We start from the raw sequence: 17,181 nt of genomic DNA on the forward strand, positions 1-17,181 counted from the left end.
GAGAAGGTAAGGGGCGTCGTGATTACAGGCCCTTGTAATCGCTGTAGAATTCCAGAATCGACCAGTCGCCTCCAATCCTCGGCCAGCCCGATTTCCAAATCCGGCGAGCGCTCTCCCGCCACCTGCGGCCTGATCCGGCCACGCGCCCATTGCGCCATGCCGGAGGATCCCGTGACCCGTCGAAAGCTCTTTCTCATTCTCGCCGCCACCACCGCCTTCGGTGCGTTGGCGCTGTCCGCCGCCCGCGCCCGCGATGTGCCTGAGGTCGCGACCGGCTTTGTCGCCAATGTGATCTGCTCGGAGACTTTCGTCAGCGGGCTCGACCCCAGGCGAAATCTGACCGAGACCACGGACGCGATGCCGGGCGCCGGCCTGATCACCTGGGCGATGGACACCGAGGTCGACCTCGATCGCAAGGATGTCACCGTGACGCTGTTCGGGCTCGGCCGCAGCCATGCGGTCTATCGCGAGGGCATGGGCTGCACGCTCGAACATGGCGAGACGCTGGGCGAGACTGCGTTGACGCCTTTGAGGCCGCAGGCCGCGCAGCTGCCCGAGATCGCCGGCCCCGCGCTCGTCGCGCCGCAAACCCCGCAGCTTGCGGCCGCGCTCGACCGCGCCTTTGCCGAGCCCGCGGAGCCGCCGTTCCGCCACACCCGCGCTGTCGTCGTGATGAAGGATGGCCGCATCGTCGCCGAGCGCTACGCCAACGGCATCGGCATCGACACGCCGCTGCTCGGCTTCTCCATGAGCAAGTCGGCGATCACGGCCCTGATCGGAATCCTCGTCCGCGAGGGCAGGCTGACGCGCGACCAGCCGGTCCCGATCGCGGCCTGGCGGAATCCCGACGATCCGCGCCACGCGATCACGGTCGACGAGCTGTTGCGCCACACCGCAGGGCTTGCGCTCGGCAGCTCGCTGCAGGCGTCGCTGGCATCCGTGCTCGAGCCGGTCAACCGCATGAAGTTCATGGAATCGGATATGGCCGCCTTCGCCGAGAGCGCTCCGCTGGAGAGCGCGCCCGGCCGGGTCTGGAACTATCACGACGGCAACTACCTGATCCTCTCGCACCTGATCCGCAACGCCGCCGGCGGGCATGCGACTGATGTGATGCGCTTCGCGCGTGAGGAGCTGTTCGGACCGCTCGGCATGCGCAATGTCGTGATGCAGTTCGATGCTGCGGGCACGCCGGAAGGATCGGGCGCGATGATGGCGAGCGCGCGCGACTGGGCGCGCTTGGGTCAGCTCTATCTCAATGACGGCGTGGTTGGCGGCAAGCGCATCCTGCCAGAGGGCTGGGTGAAGTACTCGGCATCGCCGACGCCGAATGCCTGGGTCGGCTATGGCGCGGGCTTCTGGACCAATCTCGGCGACAGCTTTGGCGCTCGCTTCCGTGTCGAGCACGGCTGGCCGCGCGATGCCTTCTTCGCCAAGGGCACGATCGGGCAATATGTGATTATCGTGCCGTCGCAGCACATCGTCATCGTCCGCCTCGGCCGCTCGCCGAACATGCCGCCCGAGGCGGACGGTGTGTTCGATCTGGTCCGTGACGTCGTCACAGCGACGTCTGCAAGTGCGCGGCTCGCGGGCGGCAATTCACCGGCATGTCACACAACACCCGCGCGATCGTGAATTGAATCTCGGCCTCCGGAATTTTCTGATGCTGTGGCGCATCTCGCGAGGAGGCGCGCCATAGTTTCTTGAAGCACGCGTCAACCGGAGACCATCATGCCGAAAGCCTATTGGATCGTGCACGTCACGGTTCACGATGAAGCCCGCTATCCCGAATATCTCGCCGCCGCGATGCCGGTGTTCGAAAAGTACGGCGCCAATTTCATCGTGCGCAACGGCCCCTATGACGTGATGGAAGGCGCAACGCGCCAGCGCAACTTCGTCATCGAATTCAGGGACCGCGCCACCGCGATGGAATGCTACACCTGCCCTGAATATCAGGCCGCGAAGGCGATCCGGCAGAAATACTCGGAGGGGGATTTTGTGATTATCGATGGAGCGGAGTAGGACGCGCCGTCATTCCAGGGCATGCGAAGCATGAGCCCGGAATCCATTTCGCCACGCGGGCGATGACACCGCGCTGTTTGACTTCTTGAATTACGACGCATCCCCGCCGTCGTCGTCCCGGCGAAGGCCGGGACCCATTACCCCAAATGAGACTTGTTGCGCGACGCTGGGGCCACGATCCCGTTCATGATCAAATGCGGTGGTTGATGGTGTGGACGGCCCCCTACGGCATCAGTGTGCCAGAATGAGGTTGTCTAGATCTCATACAAGGGAGCCGTCCGTGAACCAGATTATCCGCATTGGGATTGATACGTCGAAGTATATTTTTGTGCTGCATGGGGTTGATGCGGCGGAGCAGGTGGTGCTGCGCAAGAAGCTGTCGCGCAAACAAGTGCTGGAGTTCTTCGCCAAATTGCCGCCGACTGTGATCGGGATGGAGGCCTGCGGGGCTTCGCAACATTGGGCGCGTCAGCTTTCCAAGCTCGGTCACGAGGTGAAGCTGATGGCACCGCAATTGGTCAAACCCTACGTGATGCGGAACAAGAATGACGGGCGGGATGCAGAAGGCCTGTGTGAAGCGATGAGCCGGCCGAGCATGCGCTTCGTGCCGGTGAAGACGGCCGAGCAGCAGGCCGCGCTGATGCTGATGGGTGTCCGCGACGGATTGATCGTCCGGCGCACCCAGCTGACCAATACGATACGCGGCCACGCGGCGGAGTATGGCCTGATCGCCCCCAAGGGACTGGACGCGATCGAACCCCTGCTGGTGCGGATTGCGCAGGACGAGACGCTTCCGGTTCTGGCGCGCGAGCTGTTTGTGGTGCTGGGCCGGGAGCGCGTCAGGCTCGAGGGTGAGTTGGAGGCGGTTGAGGCCAAGCTGATGGCCTGGCACCGCGCCGATGCCACGGGCCGGCGCTTGGCTCAGATCCCCTCGGTCGGTCCGATCGTTGCAACCGCGCTGGTGATGAAGACACCTGATCCGCGCACGTTCCGTTCTGGTCGTCATTTTGCGGCCTGGCTGGGATTGACACCCAAGGACCACTCCACCGCTGGCAAGACCAGGCTTGGCAAGATCACGCGGGCTGGCGATGAGAACTTGCGCCGTCTGCTGGTGGTCGGGGCCACAGCGGTGATCCAGCAGGCCAGGCGGGGACGCGGTCATCACTCGCGCTGGCTGCTGGCCCTGATCAAGCGCAAGCCGCCGAAGCTTGCGGCCGTGGCGCTCGCCAACAAAGTGGCCCGTATCGCCTGGAAGCTGATGGCAACGGGCGAGAGTTACGAGGCGGCACGGATGAATCCCATGACAGCCGCCGCCTAATCGATTAGCCGGCGGGCTCGCTCGCCGGCCGACCGGAGCTGCAAGAGCAGATGGAGCGATCGATCGAGCAACGATGCGAGACAGTCCGCAGGACCCATCGGCCGCCAACAGGCCGCGTGGTTGTTTGGAACTCGCATCGCGCAAACCATCTTGGCCAGCGATCCATTCGATCGCACCCAACAGGCCGGACATATGGATGCAAGCGATCCGATCTCACCAAACAGCTCTTGTGCCACGGGGGCCGTCCACATATGGGTCCTGGCTTTCGCCAGGACGACAGCTGTGGGCGTGGCGTGCAGCCTGCGCCTCGACGCCCCGCCTACTGCCTTCCCAGCTGCGTTGCCTTCTCCACGCGATCGAAGCGTTCCAGCGTCAGGATGGCGTCGGCGAGCTGGTCGGCGCGCTTGTCGAGCACCGGGCGAGCCAGCGTCAGGAATTTCTGCTGCATCGCCTTTGCGTCGGGGAAGAAGAGGTCGGCTCGCCGGAGGGATCGGCGTAGAGGCGCTCATGGGTACCGTCGTCTGTCGTGATCGAGACGCGGGCGCCGAACGGATGGGTGCGGCCGACCTCGAGCCGGTCGTCCTGCACCACGTCGAACTTGTCGGCGAGCGCGTCGATGGCCTTGTCGCCCAGCCGGTCGTAATCGTCCCAGCCGAAATGGCCCTGGTCGAGCGCGATCGCGCCGGTGAAGAACATCGAGAACTGGCCGCCGACCACCGAGGTCGGGTGGCGCTTGGTGGCGGCGTCGCCGGTCAGCGTGATGCCGTTGCGGTGCAGGCCGATCTCGACCTTCCTGATCTGGTCCGGCGTCAGATTGTGCTCGCGTCGCATCGCGATCAGCGCGTCGATCGCGGCGTGAGTGTAGCGGCAGCTCGGATACGGCTTCACGCCGATCTTCAGCGTCTCATAGGTGTGGCCCAAGTCCGCCACCGCCTTGTCCGGATGAGCGTCATCGGTATAGCCGACCAGAAGGCCGTGCTTGCCTTCGACCGACTCGCTCGAGCCGATGAAGTCGTTGCGCGCCAGGGTCGCGGCGATCACGCCGTTCATCGCGGCGGCGCCGACCTGGTAGCGCTTGTTCCAGGCGCCGTTGACCAGGAATTGCAGCGAGCCCGCGGCCTGGCTGCCGGAGACGCCGAAAGCGGAGACGATCTGCTCCTTCGACAACCCGAATAGCTTGGCCGCCGCCGCGGCGGCGCCATAGGTGCCGGCGGTCGCAGTCGGGTGGAAGCCGCGGGCGTAATGCGAGGTCGGGTCGAGCGCGTTGCCGAGCCGACAGCACACCTCATAGCCGGCGACGATCGCGGTCAGCACGTCGCGGCCGGAGGCGCCGACCATCTCGCCGACCGCGAACGCGGCGGGCACCACCGGTGCGCTCGGATGCAGCGAGGAATCGGCATGGGTGTCGTCGAAGTCGAGCGAATGGCCGAGCGCGCCGTTGAGCAGCGCCGCGACCGCCGGGGTCCAGGTCTTGGTGTCGCCGAATACGGTGGCTTCGCCCTTGCCGTCGAGCGCCAGCGCCTCCAGCATCTTCATCAGCGACGGCGTCGATTCCGCATCGCGCCGGGCGCGGATGGTGCTGCCGAGGAAATCCAGCGTCAAAACCTTGGCGCGCTCCAGCACCTCCGGCGGAATGTCGGAATATTTCAGGTCGGCGACGTAGGCGGCGAGCGTTGCGGTTTCGTGGGCCATCGTGTTTCCTCAATTTTGCGGCGCAGGGTAGGCGGGCAGGTCAGGCCTTTCAAGCCACCTTGCCGCCGCGGGCAGCTGCCATGCTCCAAATCGGTTAGCTTCAGGTCGGTTAGCTTCAAGTCATGTAACACGGGCCTTTCCTTTGATTGCGGATCACGGTGCATGAGGACCTTCGCAAAACGCATGTTCGACCAGCTCTGGGCTCGCAAGACGCAGCTGGCGCTGGCGGTCCGGATCGCGTCCGCCGGCGTGGCGGCCTATACCATCGCGCTGGCGTTCAACCTGATGCTGCCGCTCTGGGCGGTGCTGACCTCGCTGATCGTGACCCAGATGAGCGTCGGCCGCTCGCTGAAGGCCAGCCGCGACTACATGCTCGGTACCATCGGCGGCGCCGTCTATGGCGGCGCGATCGCGGTGCTGATCCCGCATTCCGGCGAGGGCAGCCTGCTGGCGCTGCTGGTGCTGGCGATCGTGCCGCTGGCCTTCATCGCCGCGCTCAATCCGAGCCTGAACTCTGCGACCGTGACGGCAGTGATCGTGCTGCTGCTGCCGACGATGCATCACTCCAACCCGCTGGATTCCGCGATCGACCGCGTCCTCGAGGTGACGGTCGGCGCGCTCACCGGGCTTTTGATCTCGTTCCTGGTGCTGCCGTCGCGCGCGGTCAGTCAGATCAGGGTCAATGCATCGAACCTGCTGGAGCTGCTGTCGGCGGCGTTCGCCGAATTGCTCGCCGGCCTGACCCGCGGCCTCGACAACGACGCGCTGCACCGGATCCAGGACGGCATCGGCACCGCGGTGAGCAATCTGCACGCGACCGGCCTCGAGGCCGAGCGCGAGCGCTCGATGCATCTGTCGTCGGGACCGGACACCGGGCCGTTGCTGCGAACCATCCAGCGGCTGCGGCACGACGTCGTGATGATCGGGCGTGCCTGTGTGGTGCCGCTGCCGGCCGATATCCAGGCGAGGCTGGCGCGGCCATTGGCCGACGTCAGCAAGGCGATCGTGACTTACATGGTGGCGGTCGCGACCGCGTTGCGCGCCGGCAGCGGCCCGGCCGACATGGTGCCGGTCGATGCCGCGCTGCATGCGTATAGCGAGGAGGTCGCCGCGGTGCGAAGGGATGGGCTGATCCGTGGCCTGCCGGTCGATGCCGCCGAGCGCTTCTATGCGCTTGGCTTCTCGCTCGACCAGATGCGGCAGAATCTCAACGACCTCAAGCGCTGCCACGGCAATTGGTGTACCAACGCCGAGGCCTCCGAGAAGATCGTCGCCGACACGCCGGAGAAGAGCGCGGCTTGAGATCGAGTAGTAGTTCAGCCTCCGGCCTTGCGCAGCATCGCGGGCACGATCAGGCGGTGGAACGGCAGGATTACCGCGAGATAGGCGCGCCCGAACCAGTTGTGGGTGAGCACCAGCGAGGTCGCGGTGATGCTGCGCACAGCTCCCGCGGAGGCGACGTCGACGACGAGCCTGAAGTCGAGATGCTTGTCGTTGAAGCCCGCGACCAGCCGCTCCGGCGTCTCACTGACCACCGGAAAGATCCCGATCATGTCGCGTGTCGCGCCGTCGGCTGCGCCCGAGGTTTTCAGGCCAAGCGGCGCGACGATGAAATTACGCAGGGCAAGCAGCCATTCGATCCAGCGCGGCTGCCGCGCCACCATCGCCTCGGCGGCGTGCCGCGCATCGAGGTCGGGGCGCGCGGTCGCGATGCGGAACGCGTCGACGAACTGCGCGCCGGCGAGCAGCGCGGCGGAATCCACGTTCGGCGTGACCTCGTCGACCCTCATTTGCCCAGTCTGCGTGCCAGCAGGCGGAAACGCAAGACAAGGAGGGTCGCATAGACCGCCGTCCCGAGCGACAGCCCGATCCAGACACCGGCGGCGTCGAGCTTCACCCAGAAGGCGAGCGCGGAGGCCGACGCGAAGCCGATCAGCCAATAGCTGATGACGGCGAACAGCAGCGGCACCTGGGTGTCGTTCATGCCGCGCAGCGCGCCCGCGGTGGTGGTCTGGATGCCGTCGGCGATGAAGAAGGTCGCCCCGATCAACAGCAGCGCCGCGGTGAGCTGCGCGGTGGTGTCGGAGGCCTCGCCGAGGAACAGCGCTGCGATCTCGAAGCGCGCCAGGATCACCGCGAGCGTCATGACGCTCATGAAGATCCCGCTGAGCGCGATCGCGACAAAGCCGGCACGCTGCACAGCGTCGGTATCGCGGCGGCCAACGGCCTGGCCGACCCGCACGGTGGCGGCCATGCTGACGCCGAACGGCACCATGAACAGGATCGCCGCGATCTGCAGCGCGATCTGGTGCGCGGCCAGCGCCGTGGTGCTGATCAGCCCCATCAGCAGTCCGGCCGCGCCGAACAGGCCGTATTCCAGCAGGAAGGCGATCGAGATCGGCGCGCCGACGGCGACCAGCTTGCCCATCAGCGGCCAGTCGATGCGCCAGACGCGGCTGAATACGTGGTACTTGCGGAACGGGCGGCGGCGCGCCGCGAACCACACGCCGGCAAGGAAGGTGCCGAGATTGACGATCGTGGTCGCAAGTCCGGCGCCGAACATGCCGAGTTCGGGCATGCCCCATTTGCCGTAGAGCAACAGGTAGACCATCAGCGCATTGGCCGGGATCGCCGCGAGCGTGATCCATAGCACCGGCTCCGGCCGGTTCACCGCGCTCATGAAGCCGCGGAGCGCGATGAACCACAGCGCCGGCAGGATGCCCCAGGCGAGACCGAACAGATATTGCTGCGCCAGATGCGCGGTGGCCTGGGTCTGGCCGAGCGCGAGCAGGATGCGCTCACCCTGGAACGGCAGCGCCATCAGCGGCAGCACCATGAAGAAGCCGGCCCACAGGCCGACGCGGAGCGCGCGCCGCATCACGCGGGGGTTGCGCGCGCCGAACGCCTGCGCGGCAAGGGGCGAGACCGCCGACATCATGCCCATGCCGATGGTGAAGCTGACGAAATACACGGTGTGCGCCAGCGCGGCGGCGGCGACGTTTTCGCTGCCGAGCCGGCCGATGAAGGCGAGATCGGTCGTCATCATCGCGATCTGCCCGAGCTGCGTCAGCGCGAGCGGCACCGCGAGCTTCAGCGTTTCCGCGAGCTCGGCCGTGAGCAGGTTGCGAGGGACGACAACGGCCGCGTTCGGCGCGGCCGGGTCGATCTTGTCGATGCAGGTCATGACGGCACGCTTAGCACGGCAAACCGGCCGGAAGGATGGCCAAGTTGCGCAAACGCGACGATCTCACGCAGAGGTCGTCGCGTCCCAGATTGTCAATTGAGACCGGAAGACCGCTTTACACTTTTCCGGATCGGGCCCGGATCACGATCGCGCGGGAATCCGCTTGATCTTGGCCCCGAGGGCGTTGAGCCGCTCATCGATCCGCTCATAGCCGCGCTCGATCTGGTCGGCGTTGTTGATGGTGGAGGTGCCCTCGGCACACACCGCGGCCAGCAGCATCGCCATACCGGCCCGGATGTCGGGCGAGTTCATCGGCGCGCCGCGCAGCCGGCTGGGGCCGGCGACGATCGCGCGGTGCGGGTCGCACAGCACGATGCGGCCACCCATCGCGATCAGGTTGTCGACGAAGAACATCCGGGATTCGAACATCTTCTCGTGCATCAGGATGACGCCGTCGCACTGCGTCGCGGTGACGATCGCGATCGACATCAGGTCGGCCGGGAAGGCCGGCCAGGGCTGGTCCTCGAGCTTCGGCACATGGCCGCCGAAATCGTCCTGGATCTTCATGGTCTGGCCGGACGGGACGACGAGGTCGTCGCCCTCGACGCCGCAGACGATGCCGAGCCGCTCAAAGCCCATCCGGATCGAGCGCAGATGCTCGACGCCGGCGCGCGCGATGCGCAGCGGCGAGCGGGTCACCGCGGCGAGCCCGATCAGCGATCCGACCTCGATATGGTCGGGCTGGATCGCGAAAGTCGTGCTGCCGAGCGTTGCCGGCCCGTGCACGATGATGGTGTTGGTGCCGACACCTTCGATCCTGGCGCCGAGCGCGATCAGGAAATTGGCGAGGTCCTGCACATGCGGCTCGGAGGCCGCGTTGCGCAGATAGGTGGTGCCGCGGGCGGCGACCGCGGCGACCAGCGCGTTCTCCGTCGCGGTGACGCTGGGCTCGTCGAGGAACACGTCGGCGCCCTTCAGCCGCGTGGCGCGGAATTCCAGCCGGTGCGTCGCGGTGACGGTGGCGCCGAGCTGCTCGAAGGCCAGGAAGTGCGTGTCGAGCCGGCGGCGGCCGATCACGTCGCCGCCGGGCGGCGGCAGCGCGACCTCGCCGCAGCGGGCGAGCAGCGGGCCTGCGAGCAGGATCGAGGCGCGGATGCGCGCGCACAGCGCCGGATCGAGATCGGCGGCGCGAATCTCCTTGGCATGAATCTGCAGCGTGTTGCGCTCGGTCCATTCGGCGGTGGCGCCGACCGAGCGGCACAATTCGACCAGCGTTTCGGTGTCGCGGATGCGCGGCACGTTGGTCAGTGTGACCGGATGCTCGGTGAGCAGTGCCGCGGCGATGATCGGCAGCGCGGAGTTCTTGTTGCCCGACGGCTCGATGGTGCCCGAAAGGCGGCGGCCGCCTTCGACGATGTATTGGATCGGCGGCACGCGGAATGTCCCCTAACGCATCATTCAGACTGGGCCGTTGGAAATTCCACAACGGAATCAACGGCCGTCCGGCACCGTAACACAACTTCCGGCGCAGCTTCCACACGAAAGGTAGCGCCGCGCCGGCGCCGAGAAGTGCACGCCCGCCCGGCCGTGCGCAGAACCCTAGATGTCGATGGTGGCGCTGAGCGAATTGTCCTGGATGAACTCACGGCGCGGCTCGACCACGTCGCCCATCAGCTTGGTGAAGATATCGTCGGCCTCGTCGACCTCCTTGATCTTCACCTGCAGCAGCGAGCGCGCCTCGGTGTCCAGCGTGGTCTCCCAGAGCTGCTCCGGGTTCATCTCGCCGAGACCTTTGTAGCGCTGCAGCGAGATGCCCTTGCGGGCGGCGTCGGTCACGGCCTCGAACAGGTCGATCGGGCCGTGGATGATCTGCTCGGCATCCTTGCGCCGCAGCTTGCCCGCGCGCACGTAGATCTCCTGCAGTTCGGTCGCGTATTCGTCGAGCTTGCGGGCGTCGGCCGAGCCGAGGAAGGCGTCGTCGATCACGGCGAATTCCCTGACCCCGCGCACGGTGCGCTCGAACTGGAACCCCTGGCCTTCCGTGAAGGTGCCGATCCAGCCGCGCTCGACCTCCTCGGCCACGGCGTCCAGCCGCTTGGCGATGTATTCGGCCGCCGAATTGGCGGTGGCGATATCGCCGGTGATCCTGGGATTGAGCACGCCCGCGATCGCGGCCTGCTCGATGACGGCGCGATTATAGCGGCTGTGCAGGTTGCGCAGCACCGAGCGGATGACCCGGGCGTCTTCGACCAGCGACAGCAGGTCACGGCCCGAGCGGTCGTCGCCGGAGGCCGGCTTGAAGACGCATTCGTCGAGTCCGGTCGAGATCAGATAGTCCTCGAGGGCGCGCTCGTCCTTCAGGTATTGCTCGGACTTGCCGCGCGAGACCTTATAGAGCGGCGGCTGGGCGATATAGAGATAGCCGCCATCGATGATCGAGCGCATCTGACGATAGAAGAAGGTCAGCAGCAGCGTGCGGATATGGGCGCCGTCGACGTCGGCGTCGGTCATCACGATGATCTTGTGATAGCGCAGCTTGTCGACCGAGAAATCGTCGCTGATGCCGGTGCCGAGCGCGGTGATCAGCGTGCCGATCTGCTCGGACGACAGCATCTTGTCGGGACGGACGCGCTCGACATTGAGGATCTTGCCGCGCAGCGGCAGCACCGCCTGGAATTCACGGTTGCGGCCCTGCTTGGCGCTGCCGCCTGCCGAGTCGCCCTCGACGATGAACAGTTCGGACTTGGCCGGGTCCTTCTCCTGGCAGTCGGCGAGCTTGCCGGGCAGCGAGGAGACGCTGAGCGGATTCTTGCGGGTCAGCTCGCGCGCCTTGCGCGCGGCCTCGCGGGCCGCAGCGGCCTGGATCACCTTGCCGACGATCTCCTTGGCTTCCTTCGGATTCTCCTCGAACCAGGCGGCGAGCGCCTCGTTCAGGACGTTCTCGACCACCGGTCGAACCTCCGAGGACACCAGCTTGTCCTTGGTCTGCGACGAGAATTTCGGATCGGGCACCTTCACCGACAGCACCGCGGTGAGGCCTTCGCGGCAATCGTCGCCGGTCAGCGCGATCTTTTCCTTCTTCGCATTGGCCTCGGCATAGCCGTTGACCTGGCGCGTCAGCGCGCCGCGGAAGCCGGCCAGATGGGTGCCGCCGTCGCGCTGCGGGATGTTGTTGGTGAAGCACAGCACGTTCTCGTGGTAGCTGTCGTTCCACCATAGCGCCGCCTCGACGCCGATGCCGTTGGCTTCCGAGCGCACCATGATCGGCGCCGGCACGATCGCCTTCTTGTTGCGGTCGAGATATTTGACGAATTCCTCGACACCACCGGAATAGTGCATCTCCTCGCGCTTCTCGACCGCATGACGCATGTCGGAGAGCACGATGTTGACGCCGGAATTGAGGAAGGCGAGCTCGCGCAGCCGGTGCTCCAGCGTCGCGAAATCATATTCGATGTTCTTGAAGGTCTCGACCGAGGCGAGGAAAGTGACCTCGGTGCCGCGCTTGCCAGGGGCATCGCCGACCACCTTGAGCGGCGCCACGGCATCGCCGTGCGCGAATTCGATGTAGTGCTCCTTGTCGTCGCGCCAGATCCGCAGCGCGAGCTTGCTGGAGAGCGCGTTGACGACGGAGACGCCGACGCCGTGCAGACCGCCGGAGACCTTGTAGGAGTTCTGGTCGAATTTTCCGCCGGCGTGCAGCTGGGTCATGATGACCTCGGCTGCCGAGACGCCCTCCTCCTTGTGGATGCCGACCGGAATGCCGCGTCCGTCGTCGTACACGGTGACGGAATTGTCGGCGTTGAGGGTGACCAGGACGCGGCTGGCATGGCCCGCCAGCGCCTCGTCGATCGCGTTGTCGACGACCTCGTAGACCATGTGGTGCAGGCCGGAACCGTCGTCGGTGTCGCCGATATACATGCCGGGGCGCTTGCGGACGGCGTCGAGGCCCTTCAGCACCCGGATCGATTCCGCGCCATATTCGGCCGGAACGGGATGCTCAGATTCGGCAGGGGTCTGCCGGGCAGGTTCAGTCATGTGAGGCCTTCGAGGATATCCGAATCAGCTGCGCAATATGAGGCGCTGATTCCGCTATTTGTGCCATGAAAGAGGGGTTGCGCCTAGCGCAAAGTCTCCATCTACAAACTATTGAATAAATAGGATTTTTTAGGCCTGTTTCAAGGCTTTCAAAGGCCGATTCCGGCGGTCTCGAAAAGCCCGTTTCGAAGGCGGATTCGGGCCCCTCTCGGAGCAGATTCCGCACCCTCAGCCGCGCCGCGTCGCGCGGCCGGATTCGACGTCGAAAATCTCCCCCAGCGGGCCGATATCGACGAACGCCGCGGGATCGGCGCCGGTCATCCAGACCTGCGCGCCGAGCTTGGCGAGCTCGTCAAACAGCGCCTTGCGGCGGTTCGGATCGAGATGGGCGACGACCTCGTCGAGCAGCAGCAGCGGTACGATGCCGGTCATCTCCGCGACCATCGTGGCGTGCGCCAGCACCAGCCCGATCAAAAGCGCCTTCTGCTCGCCGGTCGAGGCGTCACGCGCCGGCATGCTTTTCGGCGCGTAGATCACCTGCAGATCGGTCAGATGCGGGCCGTCGAGCGTGCGGCCGGCGGCGGCATCGCGCGGCCGGCTCGCGCGCAGGATCTCGCGGTAGCGGTCCTCCACCGCCGTTGCGGGCTCCTGCAGCAGTGCGTTCTCCATCCAGCCGTCGAGCATGATCTCGGCGGAGGGGAAGGCCGAGGCAGCGCCGCGCTCGCGCAGCATCACGGCGAGCTTGGCGGCGGTCTGGCCCCGCGATGCGGCGACCGCGACCGCAAGCTCGGCGGTCTCGCGCTCGATCGCGTCACACCAATGGTCGTCATAGTTGCGCACCTCGAGCAGCCGGTTGCGCGAGCGCAGCGAGCGCTCCAGTGCCGAGACGCGGCTGGAATGCTCGGAATCGATCGCCAGCACCAGGCGATCGAAGAAGCGCCGCCGTTCCGAGGCGGCGCCCATGAACAGGCCGTCCATCGCCGGCGTCAGCCACACGATGCGCAGATGATCGCCGAACGCGGTTGCGGACCCCACCGGTTCGCGGTCGATGCGGCAGCGCCTTGTGTTGCCGGCGTCACCGGTCGGCGGATCGATACCGGTGCCGAGCGTCGCAAGGCCGAGCGCGCCCTCGACTTCGGCCGAGACCGCCCAGGAGCCGTCGCCCTGGTTGTCGGCGATGTCCTCCAGCGTCGCGCGGCGCAGGCCGCGGCCCGGCGACAGAAACGAGACCGCTTCCATGCAATTGGTCTTGCCGGCGCCGTTCGGCCCCACCAGCACCACCATGTCGCCGGCGACCTGCAGCGTCGCCGTCCGGTAATTGCGGAAATGCGTCAGCGACAGGCGGTGAATGCGGGACGGGGTCATCTCTCTTCCTTCCCCTCTCCCCCTGTGGGAGAGGGTGGCGTCTCACGAAGTGAGGCGACGGGTGAGGGGTATCTCACAGCTCGGCAAGCTTGGCGACAATGTCTTCCAGCACCGCCCCGGGCGTCCGCAATACGTCATTGTTCCAGTAGCGCAAGACCTGAAAGCCTTCCGCCGCAAGCGCGTCAGTCCTGGATGCATCACGCGGCGACGAAGCGTGCTGACCGCCGTCGATCTCGATGGCGAGGCGCTTCTCGAAACACGCGAAGTCGAGAATGTAATTTCGAAATGGAACCTGCCTTCGAAATTTCAAGTGCGACAGGCGCCGATCGCGCAGCAGGCGCCACATCTTCGCTTCCGCGTCAGTCGGCTCCCGGCGCATCTTCTTTGCGAAGCTGCGGAGGCGTTCATCGGTCGGTCGATGGTGCGGCGTTCGCGGCACCAACCCCTCACCCGGCGCCTGCGGCGCCACCCTCTCCCACAAGGGGAGAGGGTGCAGTTGCTCGTGAAGAGAGGGTCATCACACCCGCATCGGCATCAGCACGTAGAGCGCGCCCTTGCTGTCGCGGTCCTGCACAAGGGTCGGCGAGCCGGGATCGGCGAGCTTCAGCACTGCGACCTCGCCTTCAATCTGGGCGGCGATGTCGAGCAGATAGCGCGAGTTGAAGCCGATATCGAGCGCGTCGGAGGCGTACTCGACCTCGAGCTCCTCGGTGGCGCTGCCGGAATCCGGGTTGGTGACCGAGAGCACCAGCTTGCCCGCGGACAGTGCGAGCTTCACCGCGCGGCCGCGTTCGCTGGAAATCGTCGAGACGCGGTCGACGGCGGCCTCGAAATCCTTCTTGTCGACGACGAGTTCCTTGTCGTTGTTCTGCGGAATGACGCGGCCGTAGTCCGGGAAGGTGCCGTCGATCAGCTTCGAGGTCAGCACCACATTGCCGAGCGTAAAGCGGATCTTGCCGTCCGACAGCTCGATCGAGATCTCGGCGTCGTCGCCCTCGATCAGCCGCTGCACCTCGCCGACCGTCTTGCGCGGGACGATCACGCCGGGCATGCCGGTTGCGCCCTTGGGCAGCGCGAGGTCGATCTGCGCCAGCCGGTGACCGTCGGTCGCAACGCCGCGCAGGGTCGCCGCCTTGGCGCTGCCGGCCGCGTGCAGATAGATGCCGTTGAGGTAGTAGCGGGTCTCTTCGGTCGAGATCGCGAACTGCGTGCGGTCGATCAGGCGCTTGATGTCGGACGCCGGCAGTGAGAACGAATGCGTCATGTCGCCGGCGGCAAGGCCCGGGAAGTCGCTCTCGGGCAGCGTCTGCAGCGTGAAGCGCGAGCGGCCGGCACGCACGGCCAGCACCGAGCGGTCGCCGTCGGCTTCCAGCACGATCTGCGAGCCGTCGGGCAGCTTGCGGACGATGTCGTAGAACATGTGCGCGGGCACCGTGGTCGAGCCGGCGGTTCCGGTCTCGGCGGCCAAGGTCTCCGTCACCTCGAGGTCGAGGTCGGTCGCCTTCAGCGACAATTTGGCGCCCTCGGCGCGGATCAACACGTTGCCGAGGATCGGGATGGTGTTGCGGCGCTCGACCACGCGGTGAACGTGACCCAGCGATTTCAGGAGTTGCGCGCGCTCGACGGTGACCTTCATTGCAATACCCGCCAGATCCCTCAGATGGAAAAGCCGGGCGGCCGTTCAGGGCAGCACCGCGGCATTGGAAACCCGAAAAGCCGGATCAATACCGGATTTGATCAAACCCACGGGGGGACCGCAAGGTGGCGCGGATGGGCGGCCGGTGCAAGGGATACGGGCGCGAAACGAGCCCCGTTCCCCACGTTTTGGGTCGGAAAAAAGTTTAGCCCTCCCCTTTGGCGAGGGGAGGGCTATGGAACGATCCGGCCGGATGAAGCGGCCCTATTCCTGCAGCTGGCGCTTCAGCGATTCGACTTCCTCCGACAGCGCCGTGTCCTTGGCGACCAGTGCCTCAATCTTGCGCACGGCGTGCAACACCGTGGTGTGGTCGCGGCCGCCGAAGCGCCGGCCGATCTCCGGCAGCGAGCGCAAGGTCAGCGTCTTCGCCAGATACATCGCGACCTGGCGCGGGCGCACCACATTGGCGGTGCGGCGGGACGACAGCAAGTCGGAGCGGCTGACATTGTACTGCCGGGCGACCACGCGCTGGATGTCCTCGATCTTGATCCGCTTCGGCTCCTGCGGGCGAATCAGGTCGCGCACCTCGCGCTCGGCCATCTCCAGCGTCACCGGCTGGTTGTTGAGCTTGGAGTGCGCCAGCAGGCGATTGATCGCGCCTTCAAGGTCGCGGCCGTTATGGGTGATGGTGCGCGCCAGATAGTCGAGCACTTCCTCCGGTACATCGAAGCTCGCATGGTGGGCGCGGGCGGCGGCGACGCGCGACTTCAGGATGCCGAGCCGCAGCTCCTCGCCGAGCGAGCCCATCTCGACCACGAGGCCGCCCGCAAGTCGCGAGCGCACGCGGTCGTCGAGGCTTTCCAGATCCGACGGCGGACGGTCGGCTGCGATCACAACCTGGCGGCCGGCATCGATCAGCGCGTTCAGCGTGTGGCAGAACTCGGCCTGCGTCGACTTGCCCTGCAGGAACTGCAGATCGTCGATGACCAGCACGTCGATGCCGCGCAGCGCCTCCTTGAAGGCCAGCGCCGTCTGCGTCTTCAGCGCCGCGACGAAGCCGTACATGAACTTCTCGGCGGTGAGATACAGCACCTTGCGCTCGCCGCCGGAATTGCCGGCCCAGGTCACCGCCTGCAGCAGATGCGTCTTGCCGAGGCCGACGCCGGCATGAATGTAGAGCGGGTTGAACATCACGGGATCGCCGCGGCGACCTTCCGCGACCTGGCGGGCCGCCGCATGAGCCAGCGTGTTGGACCTGCCGACGACGAAGCTGGCGAAGGTCAGGCGCGGATCGAGCGGCGAGCCGCCGAGCGCGTCGTGGCTCGCGGACACCGGCGCGGTCGCAACCGAGCGCAGTTCAGGCACGAGCCGGCCGTCAGTGCGCTCGATGCGGCGCACTTCGACGGGCGCAACCGTTTCCTTCACCGGAGCCGTCGCGCGGATCGCCGAGCGCACGGTGAGGTCGATGCGATGCACTTCGGGCATCTCGGCCTGCCAGCAGGAGAGCACGCGTTCGGCATAGTGCGCCTGGATCCAGCTCTTGAGGAACCGGGTCGGAACCGACAGGTGCACGCTCTCGTCGTGCACGCTCTCCAGATCCATCCGAGCGAACCAGCTCGTGTAGACGTCCTCGCCAACGCTCGTCCGCAAACGTCCCTTCACCCGCGACCAGCGATCCTGTTCCGTGTTCGTCATTGCCTTCGTACTTCCAAGTCTGAGAGATGATCGTTGCGAAAGCGCCGTGCAGGTTTCCTGCCGCGGCGCGACCTCTAGCGGGCGCGGTCTGCTCCGGACAAAGCTCTCCCGTGTGGCGTCCATGCGCCACCCGACAGATCAGCTGTTTGGAGAAGATGCGCCCCGCGAGGTCAGCGCGTACTCGACGGACGCTTCGGGTGGGAGCTGACGTCCGAGGGGTTGATTACGGCACCACTG

12 protein-coding genes and 1 pseudogene are annotated in these 17,181 nt (G+C 66.1%); 4 read left to right on the plus strand and 9 right to left on the minus strand.

The window, feature by feature from the left end; all coding sequences use genetic code 11:
• Positions 1-171 precede the first annotated feature (171 nt).
• The 3 genes from ACVIHF_RS36005 to ACVIHF_RS36015 all read left to right on the plus strand — a co-directional run bounded on the left by ACVIHF_RS36005 (position 172) and on the right by ACVIHF_RS36015 (position 3,337).
• Positions 172-1,632: a serine hydrolase domain-containing protein gene (locus ACVIHF_RS36005; protein ID WP_456793378.1), complete on the plus strand. Its 1,461-nt coding sequence runs from the start codon at positions 172-174 to the stop codon at positions 1,630-1,632.
• A 96-nt stretch (positions 1,633-1,728) separates the two neighbouring features.
• On the plus strand, positions 1,729-2,019 hold the full coding sequence (locus ACVIHF_RS36010) for a DUF1330 domain-containing protein (RefSeq protein WP_456793379.1): 291 nt from the start codon (positions 1,729-1,731) through the stop codon (positions 2,017-2,019).
• Positions 2,020-2,299: 280 nt separating this feature from the next.
• Positions 2,300-3,337 (plus strand): IS110 family RNA-guided transposase, encoded by a 1,038-nt coding sequence (locus ACVIHF_RS36015; protein ID WP_253605065.1) that lies wholly within the window; start codon positions 2,300-2,302, stop codon positions 3,335-3,337.
• 319 nt (positions 3,338-3,656) lie between these two features.
• Here the strand turns inward: ACVIHF_RS36015 and ACVIHF_RS36020 are convergent.
• Positions 3,657-5,029: pseudogene (locus ACVIHF_RS36020) on the minus strand (MmgE/PrpD family protein).
• 162 nt (positions 5,030-5,191) lie between these two features.
• Between ACVIHF_RS36020 and ACVIHF_RS36025 the strand changes: the two are divergent.
• Positions 5,192-6,331, plus strand: coding sequence for an FUSC family protein (locus ACVIHF_RS36025; protein ID WP_253605888.1), 1,140 nt, complete (start codon positions 5,192-5,194; stop codon positions 6,329-6,331).
• A 14-nt stretch (positions 6,332-6,345) separates the two neighbouring features.
• Here ACVIHF_RS36025 and ACVIHF_RS36030 read toward each other — a convergent pair whose 3' ends face one another.
• The 8 genes from ACVIHF_RS36030 to dnaA all read right to left on the minus strand — a co-directional run bounded on the left by ACVIHF_RS36030 (position 6,346) and on the right by dnaA (position 16,944).
• A complete protein-coding gene (locus ACVIHF_RS36030; protein WP_310882974.1) occupies positions 6,346-6,819 on the minus strand; it encodes a DUF2867 domain-containing protein in 474 nt (157 codons plus the stop codon).
• Positions 6,816-8,213: an MATE family efflux transporter gene (locus ACVIHF_RS36035; protein ID WP_092080955.1), complete on the minus strand. Its 1,398-nt coding sequence runs from the start codon at positions 8,211-8,213 to the stop codon at positions 6,816-6,818. The genes ACVIHF_RS36030 and ACVIHF_RS36035 overlap by 4 nt, the downstream gene beginning before the upstream one ends.
• A gap of 141 nt (positions 8,214-8,354) precedes the next feature.
• Entirely contained in the window at positions 8,355-9,647 is a 1,293-nt protein-coding gene (murA, locus tag ACVIHF_RS36040; protein WP_028341392.1) for a UDP-N-acetylglucosamine 1-carboxyvinyltransferase, read from the minus strand.
• Positions 9,648-9,812: 165 nt separating this feature from the next.
• Positions 9,813-12,248: a DNA topoisomerase (ATP-hydrolyzing) subunit B gene (gyrB, locus tag ACVIHF_RS36045; protein ID WP_018269243.1), complete on the minus strand. Its 2,436-nt coding sequence runs from the start codon at positions 12,246-12,248 to the stop codon at positions 9,813-9,815.
• Between the two features lie 228 nt (positions 12,249-12,476).
• Positions 12,477-13,613 (minus strand): DNA replication/repair protein RecF, encoded by a 1,137-nt coding sequence (gene recF / locus ACVIHF_RS36050; protein WP_253605892.1) that lies wholly within the window; start codon positions 13,611-13,613, stop codon positions 12,477-12,479.
• A 73-nt stretch (positions 13,614-13,686) separates the two neighbouring features.
• Positions 13,687-14,052 (minus strand): endonuclease domain-containing protein, encoded by a 366-nt coding sequence (locus ACVIHF_RS36055; RefSeq protein ID WP_076824746.1) that lies wholly within the window; start codon positions 14,050-14,052, stop codon positions 13,687-13,689.
• Positions 14,053-14,130: 78 nt separating this feature from the next.
• A complete protein-coding gene (dnaN, locus tag ACVIHF_RS36060; RefSeq protein WP_074126563.1) occupies positions 14,131-15,249 on the minus strand; it encodes a DNA polymerase III subunit beta in 1,119 nt (372 codons plus the stop codon).
• Between the two features lie 264 nt (positions 15,250-15,513).
• Complete coding sequence (gene dnaA / locus ACVIHF_RS36065; RefSeq protein ID WP_057015334.1) at positions 15,514-16,944, minus strand: chromosomal replication initiator protein DnaA; 1,431 nt, start codon at positions 16,942-16,944, stop codon at positions 15,514-15,516.
• Between the last annotated feature and the right edge of the window lie 237 nt (positions 16,945-17,181).

The sequence above is a fragment of the Bradyrhizobium sp. USDA 4506 genome (genome assembly GCF_054058795.1).

What these genes read in the sequence shown, in the direction of transcription:
- ACVIHF_RS36035 (WP_092080955.1), bottom strand. Translation starts at nt 8,213, where the DNA reads ATGACCTGCATCGACAAGATCGACCCGGCCGCGCCGAACGCGGCCGTT.
- ACVIHF_RS36025 (WP_253605888.1), top strand. Translation starts at nt 5,192, where the DNA reads ATGAGGACCTTCGCAAAACGCATGTTCGACCAGCTCTGGGCTCGCAAG.
- ACVIHF_RS36010 (WP_456793379.1), top strand. Translation starts at nt 1,729, where the DNA reads ATGCCGAAAGCCTATTGGATCGTGCACGTCACGGTTCACGATGAAGCC.
- recF (WP_253605892.1), bottom strand. Translation starts at nt 13,613, where the DNA reads ATGACCCCGTCCCGCATTCACCGCCTGTCGCTGACGCATTTCCGCAAT.
- ACVIHF_RS36030 (WP_310882974.1), bottom strand. Translation starts at nt 6,819, where the DNA reads ATGAGGGTCGACGAGGTCACGCCGAACGTGGATTCCGCCGCGCTGCTC.
- gyrB (WP_018269243.1), bottom strand. Translation starts at nt 12,248, where the DNA reads ATGACTGAACCTGCCCGGCAGACCCCTGCCGAATCTGAGCATCCCGTT.
- dnaA (WP_057015334.1), bottom strand. Translation starts at nt 16,944, where the DNA reads ATGACGAACACGGAACAGGATCGCTGGTCGCGGGTGAAGGGACGTTTG.
- dnaN (WP_074126563.1), bottom strand. Translation starts at nt 15,249, where the DNA reads ATGAAGGTCACCGTCGAGCGCGCGCAACTCCTGAAATCGCTGGGTCAC.